This window comes from Prescottella sp. GW823-FHT02E09 (genome assembly GCF_058797375.1).
In genome coordinates this window covers 400688-420026 of record NZ_JBXAJP010000002.1, presented here as the reverse complement: position 1 = coordinate 420026, position 19339 = coordinate 400688, and the positions used below count along the sequence as shown (strand labels likewise).

18 protein-coding genes are annotated in these 19339 nt (G+C 68.2%); 17 read left to right on the top strand and 1 reads right to left on the bottom strand.

The window, feature by feature from the left end; genetic code table 11:
* Positions 1-2: 2 nt before the first annotated feature.
* The 7 genes from pgsA (at position 3) to pdxT (ending at position 6424) form a co-directional block, all read left to right on the top strand.
* The gene (pgsA, locus tag AC1RIF_RS06090; protein WP_492600477.1) at positions 3-695 is read left to right on the top strand and encodes a phosphatidylinositol phosphate synthase; all 693 of its coding nucleotides are present in this window, start codon (positions 3-5) and stop codon (positions 693-695) included.
* Positions 692-1597, top strand: a complete 906-nt coding sequence (locus AC1RIF_RS06085; protein WP_492600476.1) for a phosphatidylinositol mannoside acyltransferase — start codon at positions 692-694, stop codon at positions 1595-1597. The genes pgsA and AC1RIF_RS06085 overlap by 4 nt, the downstream gene beginning before the upstream one ends.
* Positions 1594-2721 carry a glycosyltransferase family 4 protein gene (locus AC1RIF_RS06080; RefSeq protein ID WP_492600475.1) on the top strand — a complete coding sequence of 376 codons (1128 nt, stop codon included), beginning with the start codon at positions 1594-1596 and terminating at the stop codon, positions 2719-2721. The genes AC1RIF_RS06085 and AC1RIF_RS06080 overlap by 4 nt, the downstream gene beginning before the upstream one ends.
* Positions 2718-3734 (top strand): NUDIX hydrolase, encoded by a 1017-nt coding sequence (locus AC1RIF_RS06075; RefSeq protein ID WP_492600474.1) that lies wholly within the window; start codon positions 2718-2720, stop codon positions 3732-3734. The genes AC1RIF_RS06080 and AC1RIF_RS06075 overlap by 4 nt, the downstream gene beginning before the upstream one ends.
* Positions 3735-3894: 160 nt before the next feature.
* Positions 3895-4797: a pyridoxal 5'-phosphate synthase lyase subunit PdxS gene (gene pdxS, locus AC1RIF_RS06070; RefSeq protein ID WP_174909860.1), complete on the top strand. Its 903-nt coding sequence runs from the start codon at positions 3895-3897 to the stop codon at positions 4795-4797.
* Positions 4798-4905: 108 nt separating this feature from the next.
* Positions 4906-5727 carry an acyl-CoA thioesterase gene (locus tag AC1RIF_RS06065; protein ID WP_492600473.1) on the top strand — a complete coding sequence of 274 codons (822 nt, stop codon included), beginning with the start codon at positions 4906-4908 and terminating at the stop codon, positions 5725-5727.
* Between the two features lie 91 nt (positions 5728-5818).
* Entirely contained in the window at positions 5819-6424 is a 606-nt protein-coding gene (pdxT, locus tag AC1RIF_RS06060; protein ID WP_492600472.1) for a pyridoxal 5'-phosphate synthase glutaminase subunit PdxT, read from the top strand.
* 30 nt (positions 6425-6454) lie between these two features.
* Here the strand turns inward: pdxT and AC1RIF_RS06055 are convergent, their stop codons facing one another.
* A complete protein-coding gene (locus AC1RIF_RS06055; protein ID WP_492600471.1) occupies positions 6455-7489 on the bottom strand; it encodes an alpha/beta hydrolase in 1035 nt (344 codons plus the stop codon).
* A 292-nt stretch (positions 7490-7781) separates the two neighbouring features.
* Between AC1RIF_RS06055 and AC1RIF_RS06050 the strand changes: the two genes are divergently transcribed.
* The 10 genes from AC1RIF_RS06050 to AC1RIF_RS06005 all read left to right on the top strand — a co-directional run bounded on the left by AC1RIF_RS06050 (position 7782) and on the right by AC1RIF_RS06005 (position 19254).
* A complete protein-coding gene (locus AC1RIF_RS06050) occupies positions 7782-8534 on the top strand; it encodes a YebC/PmpR family DNA-binding transcriptional regulator (RefSeq protein WP_492600470.1) in 753 nt (250 codons plus the stop codon).
* Between the two features lie 112 nt (positions 8535-8646).
* The gene (ruvC, locus tag AC1RIF_RS06045; protein ID WP_492600469.1) at positions 8647-9222 is read left to right on the top strand and encodes a crossover junction endodeoxyribonuclease RuvC; all 576 of its coding nucleotides are present in this window, start codon (positions 8647-8649) and stop codon (positions 9220-9222) included.
* Entirely contained in the window at positions 9219-9824 is a 606-nt protein-coding gene (gene ruvA, locus AC1RIF_RS06040; protein WP_492600468.1) for a Holliday junction branch migration protein RuvA, read from the top strand. Before ruvC ends, ruvA begins: the two co-directional genes overlap by 4 nt.
* On the top strand, positions 9821-10960 hold the full coding sequence (gene ruvB, locus AC1RIF_RS06035; protein ID WP_492600467.1) for a Holliday junction branch migration DNA helicase RuvB: 1140 nt from the start codon (positions 9821-9823) through the stop codon (positions 10958-10960). The genes ruvA and ruvB overlap by 4 nt, the downstream gene beginning before the upstream one ends.
* A 166-nt stretch (positions 10961-11126) precedes the next feature.
* Positions 11127-11465, top strand: coding sequence for a preprotein translocase subunit YajC (yajC, locus tag AC1RIF_RS06030; protein ID WP_492600466.1), 339 nt, complete (start codon positions 11127-11129; stop codon positions 11463-11465).
* 140 nt (positions 11466-11605) lie between these two features.
* The gene (gene secD, locus AC1RIF_RS06025) at positions 11606-13312 is read left to right on the top strand and encodes a protein translocase subunit SecD (RefSeq protein WP_492600465.1); all 1707 of its coding nucleotides are present in this window, start codon (positions 11606-11608) and stop codon (positions 13310-13312) included.
* 4 nt (positions 13313-13316) lie between these two features.
* Complete coding sequence (gene secF / locus AC1RIF_RS06020; protein ID WP_492600464.1) at positions 13317-14498, top strand: protein translocase subunit SecF; 1182 nt, start codon at positions 13317-13319, stop codon at positions 14496-14498.
* A 1-nt stretch (position 14499) separates the two neighbouring features.
* Positions 14500-16254: an ABC transporter substrate-binding protein gene (locus AC1RIF_RS06015; protein WP_492600463.1), complete on the top strand. Its 1755-nt coding sequence runs from the start codon at positions 14500-14502 to the stop codon at positions 16252-16254.
* Positions 16255-16262: 8 nt separating this feature from the next.
* Entirely contained in the window at positions 16263-16829 is a 567-nt protein-coding gene (locus AC1RIF_RS06010) for an adenine phosphoribosyltransferase (protein WP_492600462.1), read from the top strand.
* 82 nt (positions 16830-16911) lie between these two features.
* Positions 16912-19254, top strand: coding sequence for a RelA/SpoT family protein (locus AC1RIF_RS06005; protein WP_492600461.1), 2343 nt, complete (start codon positions 16912-16914; stop codon positions 19252-19254).
* Positions 19255-19339 lie beyond the last annotated feature (85 nt).

The window sequence follows — 19339 nt, the reverse complement described above, 5'->3', positions numbered from 1 at the left end:
GAATGCTGAGTTTCTTCGGCCGTGCGTCGGTGTCGAAGGTGACGGCGCCGATGGGGCAGGCGCTGGTGAAGACCGGGTTGACGCCCGACACTGTCACGGTGATCGGCACCGTCGCGAGCATCGGGGGCGCGCTCACCCTCTTCCCGTCCGGCCATTTGTTCTGGGGCACCATCTTCATCTGGTTCTTCGTGATGTTCGACATGCTCGACGGCGCGATGGCCCGCGCCCGAGGTGGTGGCACGCGCTACGGGGCCGTGCTCGACGCCACGTGCGACCGGATCGCCGACGGCGCGATCTTCGCTGGTCTGGCGTGGTGGGCCGTCTATCACGAGAACAGCAAGAGTCTGCTGGTCGCGACGCTCATCTGTCTCGTGAGTTCGCAGGTCATCTCGTACGCGAAGGCGCGGGCGGAGGCCAGCGGCCTGTCGGCCGACGGCGGCCTCATCGAGCGTCCGGACCGTCTGATCATCGTTCTCGTCGGTGCCGGGCTCACCGGTATCGCCGGGCACTTCGACATCGGCTGGTTGCACTGGGCGGTCTACGTCGCGATGTGGATCCTCGCGGCCGCGAGCATCGTCACGGTGTTCCAGCGCGTCCTCGCGGTCCGCAATTCGGCGGGCGCGCGCGATCTGCTGCCGATCGCTCCGAAGAGTGTCGACGAGAAGCCCGGTGGCGGAGAGGCGTCCGCGTCGTGAGTTTCTCGGAACGGGTCGCCGATCTCGGCTACGCGACCGGCTGGCGCGTCGTCCGGGCCCTGCCAGAGCGGGTGGCGACCGCACTGTTCGACGCGGGTGCCGACTTCGCGGCCCGGCGGAACGGGGGCCCGCAGCAGTTGCGCCGCAACCTCGCTCGCGTGCTGGGTGTGCCGGCCACGGACGTGCCGGACGAGCTGATCCGCGATTCCCTCCGGTCGTACGCCCGCTACTGGCGGGAGGCGTTCCGGCTGCCGTCGATGGATCTGGTCGCGACTGCCGCCGCGATCGATTCGAGTGTCGAGGGGCAGCAACACCTGGAACAGGCGATGGCCGACGGCCGCGGCGCGGTCCTGGCGCTGCCGCACAGCGGGAACTGGGACATGGCCGGCGTGTGGTGCGCGCAGAACTGGGGTGGCCTGTCGACTGTTGCCGAACGGCTGAAGCCGGAGTCTCTGTACCAGCGCTTCGTCGAATACCGAGAGGGTCTCGGATTCGAGATCTTCCCGCTCAGCGGCGGCGAAACCCCGCCGTTCGGTGAACTCGCGGTGCGCCTGCGCGACAACAAGATCGTGTGTCTGCTCGGTGAGCGGGACCTGGCCGCCCGGGGGGTGCCGGTCACGTTCTTCGGTGAACCGACCCGGATGCCGGCCGGACCGGCCAAGCTCGCGATCGAGACCGGCGCGGCCCTGCTGCCCGTGCACTGCTGGTTCACGAACGACGGGTGGGGCTTCTCGATCGACCCGCCGATCGACGTCTCCGGCGGGCTGGAGGCCGCCACCCAGGCCTTGGCGTCACGTTTCGAGGCCAACATCGCGGCGCACCCGGAGGACTGGCACATGCTGCAGCCGTTGTGGTGGGGCGACCTGTCGGAGTCCCGCCGCGCACGTATGGAGCCGCGATGAAGATCGGCATGGTCTGCCCTTACTCGTTCGACGTTCCGGGTGGTGTCCAGGCGCACGTCGTGGAACTGGCCCAGGTGCTGATCGAGCGCGGTCACAAGGTGAGCGTCCTCGCACCGGCGTCCGAGGGCACGGAACTCCCGGACTTCGTGGTCTCGGCCGGCCGCGCCGTCGCGATTCCCTACAACGGTTCGGTGGCCCGGCTGACGTTCGGCCCCGTCTCGTATGCGCGGGTGCGGCGGTGGATCGCCGACAACGATTTCGACGTCCTCCACATCCACGAACCCAACGCGCCGAGCCTGTCGATGCTCGCGATGAAGATCGCCGAGGGGCCGATCGTCGCGACGTTCCACACGTCCACCACGAAGTCGTTGGTGCTCAGCACTTTCCAGGGCGTCCTGCAGCCCTATCTGGAGAAGATCAGCGGGCGGATCGCGGTGTCGGAACTGGCACGTCGCTGGCAGGTCGAGTCGCTCGGCTCCGATGCGGTCGAGATCCCGAACGGCGTCGACGTGCAGGCATTCGCGAATGCGGAACCGCTGCCCGGCTATCCGCGTCCCGGTAAGACGGTCCTGTTCCTCGGACGCTACGACGAACCCCGCAAGGGCATGGCGGTCCTACTCGGGGCGCTGCCCGCACTGGCCGAGAAGTACCCGGACCTCGAGATCCTCGTGGTCGGTCGCGGAGACGAGGACAAACTCCGCAAGGAAGCCGGTCGCTACGCCCGGCACCTGCGATTACTCGGACAGGTGAGCGACGCGGAGAAGGCGTCGGCGCTGCGCAGCGCCGACGTGTACTGCGCGCCCAATCTCGGGGGCGAGAGCTTCGGCATCGTGCTGGTGGAGGCGATGGCCGCCGGGACCCCGGTCGTGGCCAGCGAACTCGACGCGTTCCGTCGGGTGCTGCGCGACGGGACCGCCGGCCTGCTGGTGCCGGTCGGCGACTCGGCATCGCTCGCCGCCGCGATCGACGGCGTCCTCGGGGACGACGATCGCCGCCGGACACTCGCGGCCGCGGCGAGTGTGGTGGTGGCCGAGTACGACTGGCCGGTGGTCGCGGAGCAGATCCTGCGGGTCTACGAAACGGTCACCATCGGTAGCAGCGGCGTCCGCGAGGTTCGCTCGTGACATTTTCCGCGATGACCATCCTGATCCTCGCGCTGGTTGCTGCGGTGATCGTGACGATCGGGGCCTGGGCCTACGCGACCGCCAACCGGCTCGATCGATTGCACGTGCGCTCGGATCTGTCCTGGCAGGCCCTCGACGCCGCGCTCGCCCGCCGGGCCGTCGTGGTCCGCGCGATCGCGTCGGCGATGACGTCCACCTCGATCGAGGGCAAGCGCCTGTCGACGTTGGCGGACCAGGCCGAGCGGTCCGACCGGGCGCATCGTGAGGTCGCCGAGAATGCACTGTCCGGCGCTCTGACTGCGCTCGACACCCATCGCCTCCGACCTCAACTCGTCGCCGAACTGGCCGATGCCGAGGCCCGGGTGCTGATCGCACGGCGCTTCCACAACGACGCGGTGCGCGACACCCTCGCCCTGCGCACCCGCCGACCCGTGCGATGGCTCCACCTGGGCGGTACCGCACCGCTGCCGACGTACTTCGAGATCGCCGAGCGGGCCGAGCCGTCGGGGCTCGAACTCGCGGAGGTCCGGACCTCGGCACGCGTGGTGATGCTCGATCGCAACGGCCGGGTTCTGCTCGTGCGGGGCCACGATCCCGCGACCCCCGAGGTGTCGTTCTGGTTCACGATCGGTGGCGCCGTGGAGACGGGCGAGACGCTCCGCGCGGCGGCAGTGCGCGAGGTCGAGGAAGAGACCGGTCGAGTGGTCCCGCCGGACGCGTTGCGCGGTCCGTTGTGGCGGCGCGTCGCGATCTTCCCGTTCGCGGGTGAACTGATCCGGTCCGAGGAACTGTTCTTCGCCCTGCAGACCGACGAGTTCGTCCCGCACCGAGGCGGATTCACCGAACTGGAGCAGCGCACGATCACCGAGCACCGGTGGTGCACCGGGACCGAGATCCGTGCGATCCAGGACGGCGGGGAGGCGGTGTATCCGCAGGATCTGCCCGATCTGCTGGAAGAGGCGAACATGGCGGTGATCCGGATCGACGAACCCGAGGTTCGCGCGATCCGGTGATATGACCGAGACCACAGCAAGCCAGCTTTCGGGCACTGGATATGGGTGGTTCGGTGACGTCGTCCTAGAATTGCCCATGCGCTGCAGTGCCGAGACGGCCTGTCGGCGTGAAGAAGTGTCAGACCTTCATCCGAAGCCGGCGAGAACCCAGGAGTTTGCTGTGAGCACCCCCGACACCACCCCCACTACCGGCACTGCACGCGTCAAGCGGGGCATGGCCGAGATGCTCAAGGGCGGCGTCATCATGGACGTGGTCACCGCCGAGCAGGCCAAGATCGCCGAGGACGCCGGCGCTGTCGCGGTCATGGCGCTCGAGCGTGTGCCCGCCGACATCCGCGCGCAGGGCGGCGTCTCGCGCATGTCGGATCCGGACATGATCGACGGCATCATCGAGGCCGTCTCGATCCCGGTCATGGCCAAGGCCCGGATCGGCCACTTCGTCGAGGCGCAGATCCTGCAGTCCCTCGGTGTGGACTACATCGACGAGTCCGAGGTCCTCACCCCGGCCGACTACGAGAACCACATCGACAAGTTCTCGTTCACCGTCCCGTTCGTCTGTGGCGCCACCAACCTCGGTGAGGCCCTGCGCCGCATCAACGAGGGCGCGGCGATGATCCGTTCCAAGGGCGAGGCCGGCACCGGCGACGTCTCCAACGCCACCACCCACATGCGCAAGATCCGCCAGGAGATCCGCCGCCTGACCTCGCTGCCCGAGGACGAGCTGTACGTCGCCGCCAAGGAGCTGCAGGCCCCGTACGACCTCGTGGTCGAGGTCGCCAAGGCCGGCAAGCTGCCCGTCACCCTGTTCACCGCCGGTGGCATCGCGACCCCCGCGGACGCGGCGATGATGATGCAGCTCGGCGCCGAGGGCGTGTTCGTCGGCTCCGGCATCTTCAAGTCGGGCAACCCCGCCGAGCGCGCCGCCGCGATCGTCAAGGCCACCACGTTCCACGACGACCCCGACGTCCTGGCCAAGGTCTCCCGCGGCCTGGGCGAGGCGATGGTCGGCATCAACGTCGACGACATCCCGCAGCCGCACCGCCTCGCCGAGCGCGGCTGGTGATCTGACTCCGGTCGATCGAGATCTCTGACGCGGTGAGGGCCCGAGGCGGCCCTCACCGCGTTTCTTTTCGCGCGTTGCTAGCCTGAGCCATCGGCGAAAGGTACTGCGATGGCGAAGATCGAACAGATCCTGGAACTCGAGCGACTCGAGAAGGACATCTTCCGCGGGATCGCGACCGAGACGATGCTCCCGCGGACTTTCGGTGGCCAGGTGGCCGGCCAGGCGCTGGTGTCGGCGGTGCGCACCGTCGACGAACAGTTCCACGTCCACTCGCTGCACGGGTACTTCCTGCGCCCGGGTAACCCGGTGATGCCGATCGTCTATCTGGTGGACCGCATCCGGGACGGCCGTTCGTTCGTGACACGGAGGGTCACGGCGGTTCAGGACGGGCAGGCGATCTTCACGATGTCCGCGTCGTTCCACGTCCTCGACGAGGGGATCGAGCATCGGGACGAGATGCCACCGGTGCCCGACCCGGAGGACCTGCCCGACGCGTCCACCCTCACCTCGGAGGAGCAGTCGTGGGAGTTCCGCGAGTGGGCCGACTGGGATCTGCGGTACGTGCCTGCCGACAGGATCCAGCGTCGTCGCGGGGTGCCGGTGCAGCAGCAGGTCTGGTTCCGGTCCCGGGAGGCGCTGCCGGACGACCCGGTCTTCCACATCTGCACCCTCGCGTACATGAGTGACATGACGCTGCTGGCGTCGGCCAGCACCACCCATCCGGACGCGCAGACCCAGAGCGCGTCACTCGACCACGCACTGTGGTTCATGCGGCCGTTCCGGGCCGACGACTGGCTGCTCTACGACCAGTCGTCGCCGTCGGCGGGCTTCGGGCGCGCGCTCACCCAAGGCCGCATCTTCAACCGCGAGGGAGTTCTGGTGGCCGCGGTGGTTCAGGAAGGGCTCACTCGGTTCCTGCGGCGGGACTGAGCACGGGCATGCGCCGCGTGCGTCGTCGTGTGCACGCGGCTGATAGCGTTTCCGGGGTCAAACAGCCTCGAACAGTGCAGGAACTTCACTCGTGACGAATCAACCGACGATCGGCGTGCTCGCACTACAGGGCGACGTTCGCGAACACCTCGCGGCACTCGAGTCCAGCGGGGCAAGAGCGATCGGCGTGCGCCGGCTCTCGGAACTCGAATCCGTGGACGGACTGGTCATTCCGGGCGGTGAGTCGACGACCATGAGCCGGTTGCTGACAGTCTTCGAACTGCTCGAGCCGCTCCGCGCCCGCCTCAAGGCCGGGATGCCGGCCTACGGTTCGTGCGCGGGCATGATCCTGCTCGCCAGTGAAGTCCTCGACACGCGACCCGACGCCGAGCACCTCAACGGTCTCGATATGACGGTGCGGCGCAATGCTTTCGGTCGCCAGGTGGACTCGTTCGAGGCCGATCTCGATTTCGACGGTATCGACGGTGACCCGGTGCGCGCGGTGTTCATCCGCGCGCCGTGGGTGGAGCGGGTCGGCCCCGGCGTCGACGTGCTGGCGCGGGTGCCGGAAGGCCCTGCCGCCGGACACATCGTCGCGGTGCGGCAGGGCGCTGTCCTGGCCACGTCGTTCCATCCCGAGGTCACCGGCGATCGCCGGGTGCACGGGCTGTTCGTGGACATGGTGCGGGGGAACTGACCCCCGCACCGGGTCACCGGCCGGGAACCGTCACCACGCGTTCAGGGCGTCGAGGATCTGGGGACGGGACTTCCACAGTTCCTCCGACCAGTACCCCCACGCGTGGGTGCCGCGGGGCGTGAAGTCGTACGTTGCGGGAATGCCCAGGCTGTCCAGCCGGAGCTGGAAAGCCCGTGTGTTCGCCAGTGCGATCGTCTCGAGCCCCATCGCGTTGGACGTGTTGAACGAGGTCACCGAGCCGGAGGAACCCAGCGAGCCCGACAGGTCCGACGAGCCCAGCGAGCCGAGCAGCGCGCCCGGGGCGTCGTACTGGCCGGGCAGTCCGTTGCCCGACGCGATGTACAGCGACAGGCCGCGCAACTGCGGTGCGAACACGAACGGATCGTTCCGCATCCAGGCCCCGTCCCACGGCGGACCCCACATCGAATCGGAGTTGAAGCCACCGGAGTCGAGCATCGCGATGCGGATCAACTCGCGCATGCCGGGCGCCGAGAGGTTGAGGTAGCCGGAGTAGGAGCCGGCGAACTTGAACTGGTCGCGGTGATATGCGGCGAGTGTCAGTGCGGCCGAGCCGCCCATCGACAGACCGGTCACCGCGTTGTTGCTGCGTGAGACGCCGCGGGTCTCGAGATACGCGGGCAGATCCCGGGTGAGGAAGGTCTCCCACTTGTAGGTGACCTTCTGCCCGTTGAAGTTACTGGGCGCATACCAGTCCGAATAGAAGCTGGACTGGCCGCCGACCGGTAACACCAGGGTGACGTTGTCGACGCGGAACTGGTCGAACGCATTGGTCTCGAAACTCCACGCGTTGGCGTCGTCGCGCGCACGCATCCCGTCGAGCAGGTACAGGGCCGCGTTCCCGCCGCGGGCCGCCCACTGGATCTGGACCTTGATCGGGCCCATCTCCGAATTGACGAACACTTCCTCGTAGCCACCCGCCGGCGCGGCCGAGGCAACCGGTGCTCCGGCTGGAGCCGCGAAAAGCGGAAGCGCCAGTGCCGCTGCCGCGACACCGAGTAGACGCTCCTTCAGTCTCTTCGAAAGACCCGCTCGGTCAGTGCGCATTCGTTCGCCTTTCCCCCAACGAACGGCATGAGTCGTGTGCGCCCCCGCGCGAATTGCCGTTCCGTCGTCATCGATGTCCAGTCGCGGATGTCCCTGGAAGGCTTCCAACGAACCGGACGGACTGTCCACCGAAATCCTCAAGAGGTATCGGATCGTGACCTTCGCCGGGAGGCGGTGTATTCGGCGTGGAAAGGCGGGCAGGTAGCATCGAACATCCGACAAATGTGCAGTCGATTTCGTCGTGGGATTTGTCGCATCTGCCACGGCGCACTGCAGGAAGGGGCTCCCACGAATGAGCGGCCACTCCAAATGGGCCACCACCAAGCACAAGAAGGCCGTGATCGACGCCAAGCGCGGCAAAGCCTTCGCGAAGCTGATCAAGAACATCGAGGTGGCGGCTCGTACCGGTGGCGGTGACCCGGCGGGCAACCCGACGCTGTACGACGCCATCCAGAAGGCCAAGAAGACCTCGGTCCCCAACGACAACATCGAACGCGCGCGCAAGCGCGGTGCCGGTGAAGAAGCGGGCGGCGCGGACTGGCAGACCATCATGTACGAGGGCTACGGCCCCAATGGTGTCGCGGTGCTCATCGAATGTCTCACCGACAACCGCAACCGCGCTGCCGGTGAGGTTCGTACCGCGATGACCCGCAACGGCGGCAACATGGCCGATCCGGGCTCGGTGTCCTACCTGTTCACCCGCAAGGGCGTCGTGGTGCTCGAGAAGAACGGACGGACCGAGGACGATCTCCTGGAGATCGTGCTCGAGGCCGGCGCCGAGGAGATCAACGATCTCGGCGACTCGTTCGAGATCGTGTGCGACGCCGGAGACCTCATCCCCGTGCGCACCGCGCTCGTCGAGGCCGGTGTCGACTACGAAGCGGCCGACCCCGACTTCCGTGCGTCCGTCGAGGTCCCCGTGGACGTCGAGGGCGCCCGCAAGGTGTTCAAGCTGGTCGATGCCCTCGAGGAGTCGGACGACGTCCAGAACGTCTACACCAACGTGGACGTCTCCGACGAGGTTCTCGCCGAACTCGACGCGTAGTTCCACCTCGCCCGGTCGGCGCCCCGGCGCCGGCCGCGTGTTGGTGCATCCACCCGCGCCCACCTCCCGCTATGCTCGAACAACTGTTCGGGGATTTGCGAGAGGTGGGCGTGTGCGTGTTCTGGGAGTCGACCCCGGCCTGACCCGGTGCGGGTTCGGTGTCGTGGACTCCGGTCGAGGTCGAGCGGTGATACCCGTCGCGGTCGACGTCGTGCGCACGCCGCCCGACATGGAACTGGCCCAGCGTCTGCTGGGGATCTCGAATGCTGCGGACGAGTGGCTCGACACGTACAAGCCCACCGTCGTCGCTGTCGAGCGGGTGTTCTCGCAGCACAATGTGCGGACCGCGATGGCGACCGCGCAGGCGGGTGGCGTCGTGGCGCTGGCCGCAGCCAAGCGGGGGATCGATGTGTGCTTCCACACCCCCAGCCAGGTCAAGGCGGCCGTCACCGGCAGCGGTGCCGCCGACAAGAAGCAGGTGACCGCGATGATCACGCGCATCCTGGGGCTCGAGACCGCGCCCAAGCCGGCCGACGCGGCCGACGCGCTCGCACTCGCGATCTGCCATTGTTGGCGCGCGCCGATGCTCGATCGGATGGCCGCGGCCGAGGCCGCCGCCGCCGAACAGAAGCGACGGTACGAATTGCGGCTGAAGGAAGTCGCCGCGGGGAAGGCAGGGAAACGATGATCGCTTCGGTGCGGGGTGAGGTCCTCGAGATCGGGTTGGACCACGCGGTGATCGAGGCCGCGGGTGTCGGCTATCGCGTCAACGCCACTCCCGCCACGTTGGCGACGCTGCGCCGCGGCGACGACGCCCGACTGCTGACCGCGATGATCGTCCGCGAGGACTCGATGACGCTGTACGGCTTCGCCGATGCGGAGTCGCGGGATCTGTTCGGCCTTCTGCAGACGGTGTCCGGTGTCGGCCCGCGCCTGGCGATGGCGATCCTCGCTGTCCTCGAGCCCGAGGCCCTGCGCAAGGCGCTCGCCGAGGGCAACGTCACAGCCCTGACCCGGGTGCCGGGGATCGGCAAGCGCGGCGCCGAGCGGATGGTCGTCGAGTTGCGGGACAAGGTCGAGGCGGTCCCGGCTACCGGGGACGTGCCGGGCGCGGCGGCGGGCGGCTCCCCGAGTGTGGTCCGCGACCATGTCGTGGAGGCGCTCACCGGGCTGGGATTCCGGCTCGATCAGGCCGAGAAGGCAACCGACACGGTCGTGGCCGCCGATCCCGCCGCCACGACGTCGGTGGTGCTGCGCTCCGCGTTGGCGTTGCTCGGTAAGACGCGATGAACTTCGACACCGGGCACGGGAACGAGCCAGCGGACATCCGCGCCGACGGGTCGGCCGATTCCGAGGTCACCGCGAACTTCGTCGCGTCGGACGGTGAGATCGAAGCGAGCCTGCGGCCCAAGACCCTCACCGATTTCATCGGCCAGCCCCGGGTGCGTGAACAGCTCCAACTGGTTCTCACCGGAGCGAAGATGCGTGGTGGGACGCCGGACCACATTCTGCTGTCCGGTCCGCCCGGACTCGGCAAGACCAGCATGGCGATGATCATCGCGGCCGAGCTCGGCACCTCGCTCCGTCTCACGTCCGGACCGGCGCTCGAGCGGGCCGGTGATCTCGCGGCGATGTTGAGCAATCTCGTCGAGGGCGATGTGTTGTTCATCGACGAGATCCATCGGATCGCGCGGCCCGCGGAGGAGATGTTGTACCTGGCGATGGAGGATTTCCGTGTCGACGTCGTCGTCGGCAAGGGGCCGGGCGCGACCTCGATTCCTCTCGAGGTGGCGCCGTTCACCCTGGTCGGAGCCACGACGCGGTCCGGTTCGCTCACCGGTCCGCTGCGCGACCGGTTCGGTTTCACCGCGCACATGGACTTCTACGAGCCCGTGGAGTTGGAGCAGATCCTGCTGCGCTCGGCCGGCATTCTCGGCGTCGATCTCGGGCCCGACGCGAGCGCGGAGATCGCCGGCCGTTCGCGGGGCACGCCCCGTATCGCGAACCGCCTGCTGCGGCGTGTGCGCGACTACGCCGAGGTCCGCGCCGACGGCGTCGTCACCCGGGAGGTGGCACAGGCGGCGCTCGCGGTGTACGACGTCGATGCTCTCGGTCTCGACCGTCTCGACCGGGCGGTGCTCGGTGCGCTGGTCCGCAGCTTCAACGGTGGACCGGTCGGTGTCTCGACGCTCGCTGTCGCTGTGGGGGAGGAGCCGGCGACGGTCGAGGAGGTGTGCGAGCCGTTCCTGGTGCGGGCAGGCATGATCGCCCGGACCCCGCGCGGTCGGGTCGCGACCGCGGCGGCGTGGGCGCAACTGGGTCTGACCCCGCCGCCCGATGCGGCCGTCGGCGGGATCGAGGTGCGGGCGCGGGAGCCTCAGCTGGGGTTGTTCGACCCGGGGGAGCCCGAATCCGAGGAACTCTGAGCGGGCTCGCCGGACGTCCCGGCGACGTGTGTTCGATATGAGCGAAATGGGATCGGTGCCGAATTCCCTTTCGACGGGCCTGCTAATGGCACACTGGTGAGTGGCGCGGCACCGACCCGGATCCGTGCCGTAGACGTGTGTGACAACCCTGAGGACTGACTTTCCGATGCTCGAGTTGCTGTTTCCCATTCTGATTCTTGCTCTGCTGGTGCCGATGTTCCTCGGCATCCGGCGCCAGAAGAAGGAGATGGCCAAGACCGCCGAACTGCAGGATTCCCTGCAGATCGGTGACCGGGTGATGACGACGGCCGGGCTGCACGCCACCGTCGCCGGCCTCGCAGACGGGACCGTCGACCTCGAGATCGCTCCCGGTGTCGTCACGACCTGGTCGCGCATGGTCATCCGTGAGCACCTCGTCGACGACGAGGACACCGCGGACGACGACGTGGTCGACCACTCCGACGAGACTCCCGACGACACGCAGCGTCGCCTGAACGGCGAGTAATGCGTCGGCCGCCCCCGTCGGCAGGATTCGAAGCCTGCCGGCGGGGGCGTGTTCGCGCTCGGCTCGCCCAGGGGCAGTGAGAATCTGCGACCCCTTGCGTCATTCACCTGAACCGCACGTACCGAGGAGACAGACAGACCGTGGCACCTTCGACAGGATCGGTGCATCCAGTACGCGCGCTCGCCGTTTTCACGACGATCGTCGCCGCGCTGTATGCGTTGGTCTTCTTCACCGGAGACAAGTCCCCGACCCCCGAACTGGGGATCGACCTGCAGGGTGGGACACGAGTCACACTCACCGCCCGAACGCCTGACGGCAGCACTCCGAGCCAGGAGAGCCTCCGGCAGGCGCAGCAGATCATCGAGACCCGCGTCAACGGTCTGGGCGTCTCGGGCTCCGAGGTCGTGATCGACGGTGACAACCTCGTCATCACGGTTCCCGGCGACGACAGCTCGCAGGCCCGTTCGCTGGGACAGACGGCGCGTCTGTACATCCGTCCGGTGGTCGGCTCGCAGGCCGCTGCCGCACCCGGTGCGCCGGTCCAGGCGCCGACCACGCAGGCGCCCGCTCCGACGGAGCCGAACACCACTCCGGAGGCTGAGCAGCCGGCCGTGCAGGAGCGTCCGTTCCCGGCACAGGATCCGACCCCCACCGAGTCCGCTCCGGCGCCGACTCCGGCACCCGGGGCCCCTGCCGCGGAGACGCCGGAACCCGGTTCGCCGGAGGCCGCGGCGGCCGAGATCGCGCAGGCCAAGGCGACCCGTCAGAGCGAGGACCCCACGGTCCAGCAGCAGGCGATGGCCACGCTCGACTGCTCGGCACCCGACCCGCTCCAGGGCAACGATGACCCGGCGCTGCCGCTGGTGGCGTGCTCCACCGACGGCACCACCGTCTATCTGCTCGCGCCCAGCATCATCGACGGCCAGGAGATCTCCGACGCGTCGTCCGGCTTCAACACCCAGCAGTCGCGCTACGAGGTGAGCCTGAGCTTCAAGTCCAGCGGCAGCACCACGTGGGCGCAGTTCACGTCGGCGAACATCGGTAAGCAGGCCGCCTTCACGCTCGACTCGAAGGTCGTCAGCGCACCGGTCGTGCAGGGTGCGACCCCGGTCGGCAGCTCCACGTCGATCACCGGCCAGTTCAACCAGACCCAGGCTCAGGAGCTTGCGAACACGCTCAAGTACGGGTCGCTGCCGCTGTCGTTCGAGGCGTCGGAGGCGGAGACCGTGTCCGCGACCCTCGGCCTCCAGTCGCTCGAAGCGGGTCTGATCGCGGGCGCGGTCGGTCTCGTGCTGGTGCTGATCTACTGCCTCGTCTACTACCGCATGCTCGGGGTGCTCACGGCGCTCTCGCTCGTGCTGTCGGGCCTCGTCGTCTACGCGGTGATGGTGCTGTTGGGCCGGTACATCGGCTTCACACTGGACCTCGCCGGTATTGCCGGTCTGATCATCGGTATCGGCATGACCGCGGACTCGTTCGTGGTGTTCTTCGAACGCATCAAGGACGAGATGCGTGAGGGCCGCAGCTTCCGCTCCGCGGTGCCCCGCGGTTGGGCGCGCGCCCGTCGGACGATCCTGTCCGGTAACGCCGTGAGCTTCATCGCTGCCGCCGTGCTGTACGTCCTCGCGGTGGGTCAGGTGCGCGGCTTCGCGTTCACGCTCGGCCTGACGACGATCCTCGACGTGGTCGTGGTGTTCCTGGTGACGTGGCCGCTGGTCTACATGGCCTCGAAGTCGCGCTTCTGGTCCAAGCCGAGCGTCAACGGACTCGGTGCCGTCCAGCAGGTCGCCCGCGAACGCAAGAAGGTCGCCGCGTCGACCTCCGCATCGTCCGACATGGAGGCATGAACCAATGAGTGAGTCGAACACCTCCGCCGTCGATGCGGCCGTCACCGACAGCGGTGTGAACCAGGCGCTGCTGCCGCACCACACCTGGTTGCAGCGGCTGTACACCGGTACAGGCGGTTTCGAGGTCATCGGTCGCCGCAAGTTCTACTACTTGCTCACCGGCGCGATCGTGGGACTGTCGCTGCTGAGCATCGTCTTCCGCGGTTTCACGCTCGGGATCGAGTTCGAGGGTGGTACCCGAATCCAGTTCCCGACGCCTGCCGGTGTCACGACCGAGCAGGTCGAGACGGTCTACTCCGACAGCTTGGGCACCGAGCCGGTATCGGTGCAGACGGTGGGATCCGGCGCCAGTTCGTCGGTCGAGATCCGCTCCGAGGCGCTCGACGCCGGGCAGGTGAACGCGCTGCAGAACGCGCTGTTCGATGCGTTCCAGCCCCAGGACAGCAGTGGCAATCCGTCGAAGAACGCGATCAGTGTCGCGGACGTCAGTGAGACCTGGGGTGGTCAGATCACCCAGAAGGCGCTGATCGCGCTGGTGGTGTTCCTGGTGATCGTCAGCATCTACATCGCGGTCAGGTTCGAACGGGACATGGCGATCGCCGCGATCGTCTCGCTGTTCTTCGACATGATCGTCACGGCGGGTGTGTACTCGCTCGTCGGGTTCGAGGTGTCGCCCGCGACGGTGATCGGTCTGCTCACGATCCTCGGCTTCTCGCTGTACGACACGGTGGTGGTGTTCGACAAGGTCGAGGAGAACACGCGGGGAATCCTGCACCTCAACCGCCGAACGTACGCCGAGCAGGCGAACCTGGCAGTCAACCAGACCCTGATGCGGTCGATCAACACCACGGTGATCTCGGTTCTGCCGGTGATCGCGCTGATGGTGATCGCGGTGTGGCTGCTCGGGGTCGGAACGCTCAAGGACCTGGCGCTGGTGCAGCTCGTCGGTATCGTCGTCGGCGCGTACTCGTCGGTCTTCACCGCGACCCCGATGCTGGTCAGCATCAAGGAGCGGTGGGGCCCGGTTGCCGCGCACACCAAGAAGGTGCTGGCCAAGCGGGAGGCGGCGTCCGGTGTGCAGGGCGCGGCGGCCGCGCAGCCGGAGCCGCGCGTGCGTTCCACCGCAGGCCGTGCACCGAGCCCGGGCGCCACACCTACCGGAAAGCGCAACAAGAAGAGGCACTGACATGCCGGATGTGAACCCTCCCCGTAGTGCCCCCCGTTCCACCCGCCGCGTCGTCAGGTCGCTGGTCGCCCTGACGGCCGCGGCGGCGGTGGGCGCGACCGCTGCGTGCGGGGAGCCTGCCGACCAGGTGCCGTCGCTGGGTTTCGCCATCGACAACGTGGTGACGACCTACAACGGCAACACCGTCGAGGGCTCGGCCACGGGTGCGCGACAGGCACTCGGCCGGGTCCTCACGGGCATGAGCTACACCGGCCCCACCGGTGGGCCGGTGGCGGACACGGATTTCGGCACGGCCAGCGTGCTGCCGGGCGACTCGCTCACCGTGCAGTACCGGCTCAATCCGGCATCGGTGTACTCCGACGGTGTCCCCGTCTCGTGCGACGACTTCGTGTTGGCGTGGGCGGCGGGCAGCGGGCGGTTCACCCGCACCGGTGACGGCGGCACCGGACCGATGTTCGCGTCGGCCACGCGGGCGGGCTACTCCGAAATCGACCGCGTCGAGTGCCAGCCCGGATCGAAGGACGCGACCGTCGTCTTCAAGCCCGGGCGCGGCTACCTGGACTGGCGTTCGCTGTTCGGGGCCACCGAGTTGATGCCGGCGCACGTGGCTGCACGGGCTGCCGGTGTGCCCGACGTGGTCGGCGCGGTCCAGTCGGGTGATGCGGACGCGATCGGTCGCATCGCCGACTTCTGGAATACGGGTTGGACACTCACCCCCGGCGAACTGGACACGACGGCACTGCCGTCGTCGGGCCCGTATCGCATCGACTCCTACACCGCCGACGGCGGGCTGGTGCTCGTCGAGAACGAGCGCTGGTGGGGCAACAAGCCGGCCACTTCTCGAATCGTGGTGTGGCCCAAGGGCTCAGACGTTCAGTCCCGAATCGACGACGGCGAGATCGAGGTCGTCGACATCGGTTCCGGCTCGATCGAGGGTCTGAACCTGGGCGACGGCTTCGACGTCGTGAACCAGCCGTCGCGCAGCGTCGAGCAGTTGGTGCTGGCTACCCACGGGAGCCTCGGCTCGGTCGACGCGCGGCGCGCGTTGGCGTTGTGTCTGCCGCGTCAACAGTTGTTCGACAAGCTCGGGCATCCCGGTTTCGACGCGCCGACCGGCCTGGGCTCGGGTGTCGTCGATTCCCGGATCACGGCGCCCGACACCCTGTTCTACTCGGCGGCGGTCGCGGCCGAGGGTGGGATCTACACCGATCCCGATGTTCCCGGCGCGACGGCGGCGCGCGCGGACACGGGCCAACCGAACCTCACGGTGCGTATCGGCTACCTCGGACCCGACGAGCGGCGGGCGCAGACCGTCCAGGAGATCGCGGCGTCGTGTGCGGGTGCCGGGATCACGGTCGAGGACGCGGGTTCGCCCGACTTCCAGCCGACGGCGCTGGGCGCAGGGCAGGTGGACGCCGTCCTGGCCGGAACCGGGTCAGCGGCGGGCGCGGCCGGCGTCAGCGCGACGACCGCTGCGGCCTTCGCGTTGCACTCCGGCAACGGAGACAACTTCGGCGGATTCTCGAACGTTCGTTTCGACCAGATCGCGGATCAGTTGGCGGTCGACGGTTCGCTGTCGGCGCGGATGTCGCTTGCGGGGGAGGCGGAGGCGATCCTGTGGAACGAGATGCCGACGATTCCGCTGTTCGACCAGCCTCGGACCACAGCACATTCGAAGGGGATGCACGCGGTGGTGCCGAACCCGACGAGGTCCGGTGCGGGTTGGAACATGGACCGGTGGATACTTCTCAGGTGATTTCTCAGATGGATGCGCCCGAAGCGGCCACGCCGAACCTCCCGACTGCGCTGGAGAAGGCTGCCGGCGCGGTGTCGCGTCTGACGCGCTGGTGTGACGACTTCCCGACGCCGGGCGTCCGGTTCGCTGATCTGACTCCGGTGTTCGCGGACGGTCCCGGATACCGTGCGGTGATCGACGGTCTCGCGGCGGCGGGCGCCGGCGCCGACCTCGTCGCCGGGGTCGACGCTCGCGGCTTCCTGCTCGGTGGCGGCGCCGCACTCGAATTGGGCTGTGGTGTGCTGGCGGTGCGCAAGGCGGGCAAGCTGCCGCCGCCGGTGCATGCGGAGAGCTACGCCCTCGAGTACGGCGCGGCGACGCTGGAGATCCCGTGCGACGCGCCCGACTTGTCGGGGCGCCGGGTGTTCGTGATCGACGACGTCCTCGCCACCGGCGGAACACTGTTGGCGGCCGCCGAACTGCTGTCCCGGGCCGGTGCGGAGGTGGTCGGTGTCGCGGTGGTTCTGGAGATCGAGGAACTGGGCGGCCGGGAGCGGTTCGAGCGGTACCCGCTGACGTCGCTCGTACGGGTCTGAGGACTACAGTTGTGCCTGGTGGTGTTGCAGTGCCGCCGGGTCCCGAGGGACCGCCCGCAGTGTGGTGGCAGGAGGTGACGGCATGACCCAGCATCTTGACCGGTCTCAGAACACAGGTGCGCCCGGTACGGGGTCGACGCCGCCTGTCGAGAAGTCCGCTCCCGCGCCCGTGCCGACCTCCGCGTCACGGCGCGTGCGTGCCCGGTTGGCCCGGCGTATCACCGGTCAGCGCAACGCCCCGGTCCGCCCGGTGCTCGAGCCGTTGGTGACGCTGCATCGCGAGCTGTACCCCAAGGCGGACTTCTCGCTGCTGCAGCGGGCCTACGACGTCGCCGAGCAGCGCCATGCGACGCAGTTCCGCAAGTCCGGTGACCCGTACATCACCCATCCGCTCGCGGTCGCGAACATCCTGGCCGAACTCGGCATGGACACCACCACTCTCGTGGCGGCGCTGCTTCACGACACGGTCGAGGACACCGGGTACTCGCTCGAGGAGTTGACCGCCGAGTTCGGGGACGAGGTGGCCCACCTCGTCGACGGCGTCACCAAGCTCGACAAGGTGGTTCTGGGCTCGGCCGCCGAGGGCGAGACCATCCGGAAGATGATCATCGCGATGGCGCGGGATCCGCGTGTGCTGGTCATCAAGGTCGCCGACCGGCTCCACAACATGCGCACGATGCGGTTCCTGCCGCCGGAGAAGCAGGCGCGCAAGGCCCGTGAGACGCTGGAAGTGATTGCGCCGCTGGCGCATCGACTCGGCATGGCGACCGTGAAGTGGGAGCTCGAGGACCTGGCGTTCGCGATCCTGCATCCGAAGAAGTACGAGGAGATCGTCCGGCTGGTCGCGGACCGCGCGCCGTCGCGAGACACGTATCTGGCGAAGGTTCGGGCGGAGATCAACGCGACGCTGTCGGCGTCGCGGATCAGCGCGGTCGTCGAGGGTCGGCCCAAGCACTACTGGTCGATCTACCAGAAGATGATCGTCAAGGGCCGCGATTTCGACGACATCCACGACCTGGTGGGCGTGCGGATCCTGTGCGACGAGATCCGTGACTGTTACGCCGCCGTCGGCGTCGTGCATTCGCTGTGGCAGCCGATGGCGGGCCGGTTCAAGGACTACATCGCGCAGCCGCGGTACGGGGTGTACCAGTCGTTGCACACGACGGTGATCGGCCCCGAGGGCAAGCCGCTCGAGGTGCAGATCCGCACGCGGGACATGCACCGCACGGCGGAGTTCGGTATCGCCGCACACTGGCGCTACAAGGAGACCAAGGGGCGGCATTCCAGCGATGTCGCCGAGGTCGACGACATGGCGTGGATGCGTCAGCTGCTCGACTGGCAGCGGGAGGCCGCCGACCCGGGCGAGTTCCTCGAGTCGCTCCGGTACGACCTCGCGGTCAAGGAGATCTTCGTCTTCACGCCGAAGGGCGATGTGGTGACGTTGCCGGCCGGTTCGACGCCGGTCGACTTCGCGTATGCGGTGCACACCGAGGTCGGGCACCGCTGTATCGGTGCCCGCGTCAACGGTCGGCTGGTCGCGCTCGAGCGCACGCTCGAGAACGGCGAGGTCGTCGAGGTCTTCACGTCGAAGGCGGCCAACGCCGGGCCGAGTCGGGACTGGCAGTCGTTCGTGGTGTCGCCACGCGCCAAGACCAAGATTCGGCAGTGGTTCGCGAAGGAACGCCGCGAGGAGGCGCTCGAGGCGGGCAAGGACGCCATCGCAAAGGAGGTTCGCCGTGGCGGACTTCCCTTGCAGCGCTTGATGAATGCCGAGTCGATGACGGCGATCGCACACGAGTTGCGGTACGCCGACGTCTCGGCGCTCTACACCGCGGTCGGTGAGCACAACGTCTCGGCGCAGCATGTCGTGCAGCGTCTGGTCGCGCATCTCGGCGGCGTCGGCGCCGTCGAGGAGGAGTTGGCGGAGCGGTCGACGCCGTCCACCATCCCCACCCGCACACGCGGGACCGGCGATGTGGGTGTGCTGGTGCCCGGCGCGCCAGGCACCGTCGCCAAGCTCGCGAAGTGCTGCACTCCGGTCCCGGGCGACGAGATCATGGGCTTCGTGACGCGTGGCGGTGCGGTGAGCGTGCATCGCACGGACTGCACCAACGCGGGTTCGCTGCGCCAGCAGTCTGAGCGGATCATCGAGGTCCAGTGGGCGCCGTCGCCGTCGTCGGTGTTCCTGGTGGCCATCCAGATCGAGGCACTCGACCGGCACCGGTTGCTGTCGGACGTGACCAAGGCCCTCGCCGACGAGAAGGTGAACATCCTGTCGGCGTCGGTGACGACGTCGGGGGACCGGGTCGCGATCAGCAAGTTCACCTTCGAGATGGGCGATCCGAAGCATCTGGGTCATGTGCTGAACGTGGTGCGCAACGTCGAGGGCGTCTACGACGTCTACCGCGTCACCTCGGCCGCCTAGGGTTCCAAGCGGTTCCCGGGGCACCCGGACGACGTCCGGAACCTCTCCGGAACGACCTGAAGGGGCCGTTCGAGCGCTGTGAGCG

Excerpts from the sequence above, each read along its gene's own strand:
- pgsA (WP_492600477.1), top strand. The coding sequence starts at position 3 with ATGCTGAGTTTCTTCGGCCGTGCGTCGGTGTCGAAGGTGACGGCGCCG.
- AC1RIF_RS06080 (WP_492600475.1), top strand. The coding sequence starts at position 1,594 with ATGAAGATCGGCATGGTCTGCCCTTACTCGTTCGACGTTCCGGGTGGT.
- AC1RIF_RS06065 (WP_492600473.1), top strand. The coding sequence starts at position 4,906 with ATGGCGAAGATCGAACAGATCCTGGAACTCGAGCGACTCGAGAAGGAC.
- AC1RIF_RS06055 (WP_492600471.1), bottom strand. The coding sequence starts at position 7,489 with ATGCGCACTGACCGAGCGGGTCTTTCGAAGAGACTGAAGGAGCGTCTA.
- AC1RIF_RS06050 (WP_492600470.1), top strand. The coding sequence starts at position 7,782 with ATGAGCGGCCACTCCAAATGGGCCACCACCAAGCACAAGAAGGCCGTG.
- ruvA (WP_492600468.1), top strand. The coding sequence starts at position 9,219 with ATGATCGCTTCGGTGCGGGGTGAGGTCCTCGAGATCGGGTTGGACCAC.
- ruvB (WP_492600467.1), top strand. The coding sequence starts at position 9,821 with ATGAACTTCGACACCGGGCACGGGAACGAGCCAGCGGACATCCGCGCC.
- yajC (WP_492600466.1), top strand. The coding sequence starts at position 11,127 with ATGCTCGAGTTGCTGTTTCCCATTCTGATTCTTGCTCTGCTGGTGCCG.
- secF (WP_492600464.1), top strand. The coding sequence starts at position 13,317 with ATGAGTGAGTCGAACACCTCCGCCGTCGATGCGGCCGTCACCGACAGC.
- AC1RIF_RS06015 (WP_492600463.1), top strand. The coding sequence starts at position 14,500 with ATGCCGGATGTGAACCCTCCCCGTAGTGCCCCCCGTTCCACCCGCCGC.
- AC1RIF_RS06010 (WP_492600462.1), top strand. The coding sequence starts at position 16,263 with ATGGATGCGCCCGAAGCGGCCACGCCGAACCTCCCGACTGCGCTGGAG.
- AC1RIF_RS06005 (WP_492600461.1), top strand. The coding sequence starts at position 16,912 with ATGACCCAGCATCTTGACCGGTCTCAGAACACAGGTGCGCCCGGTACG.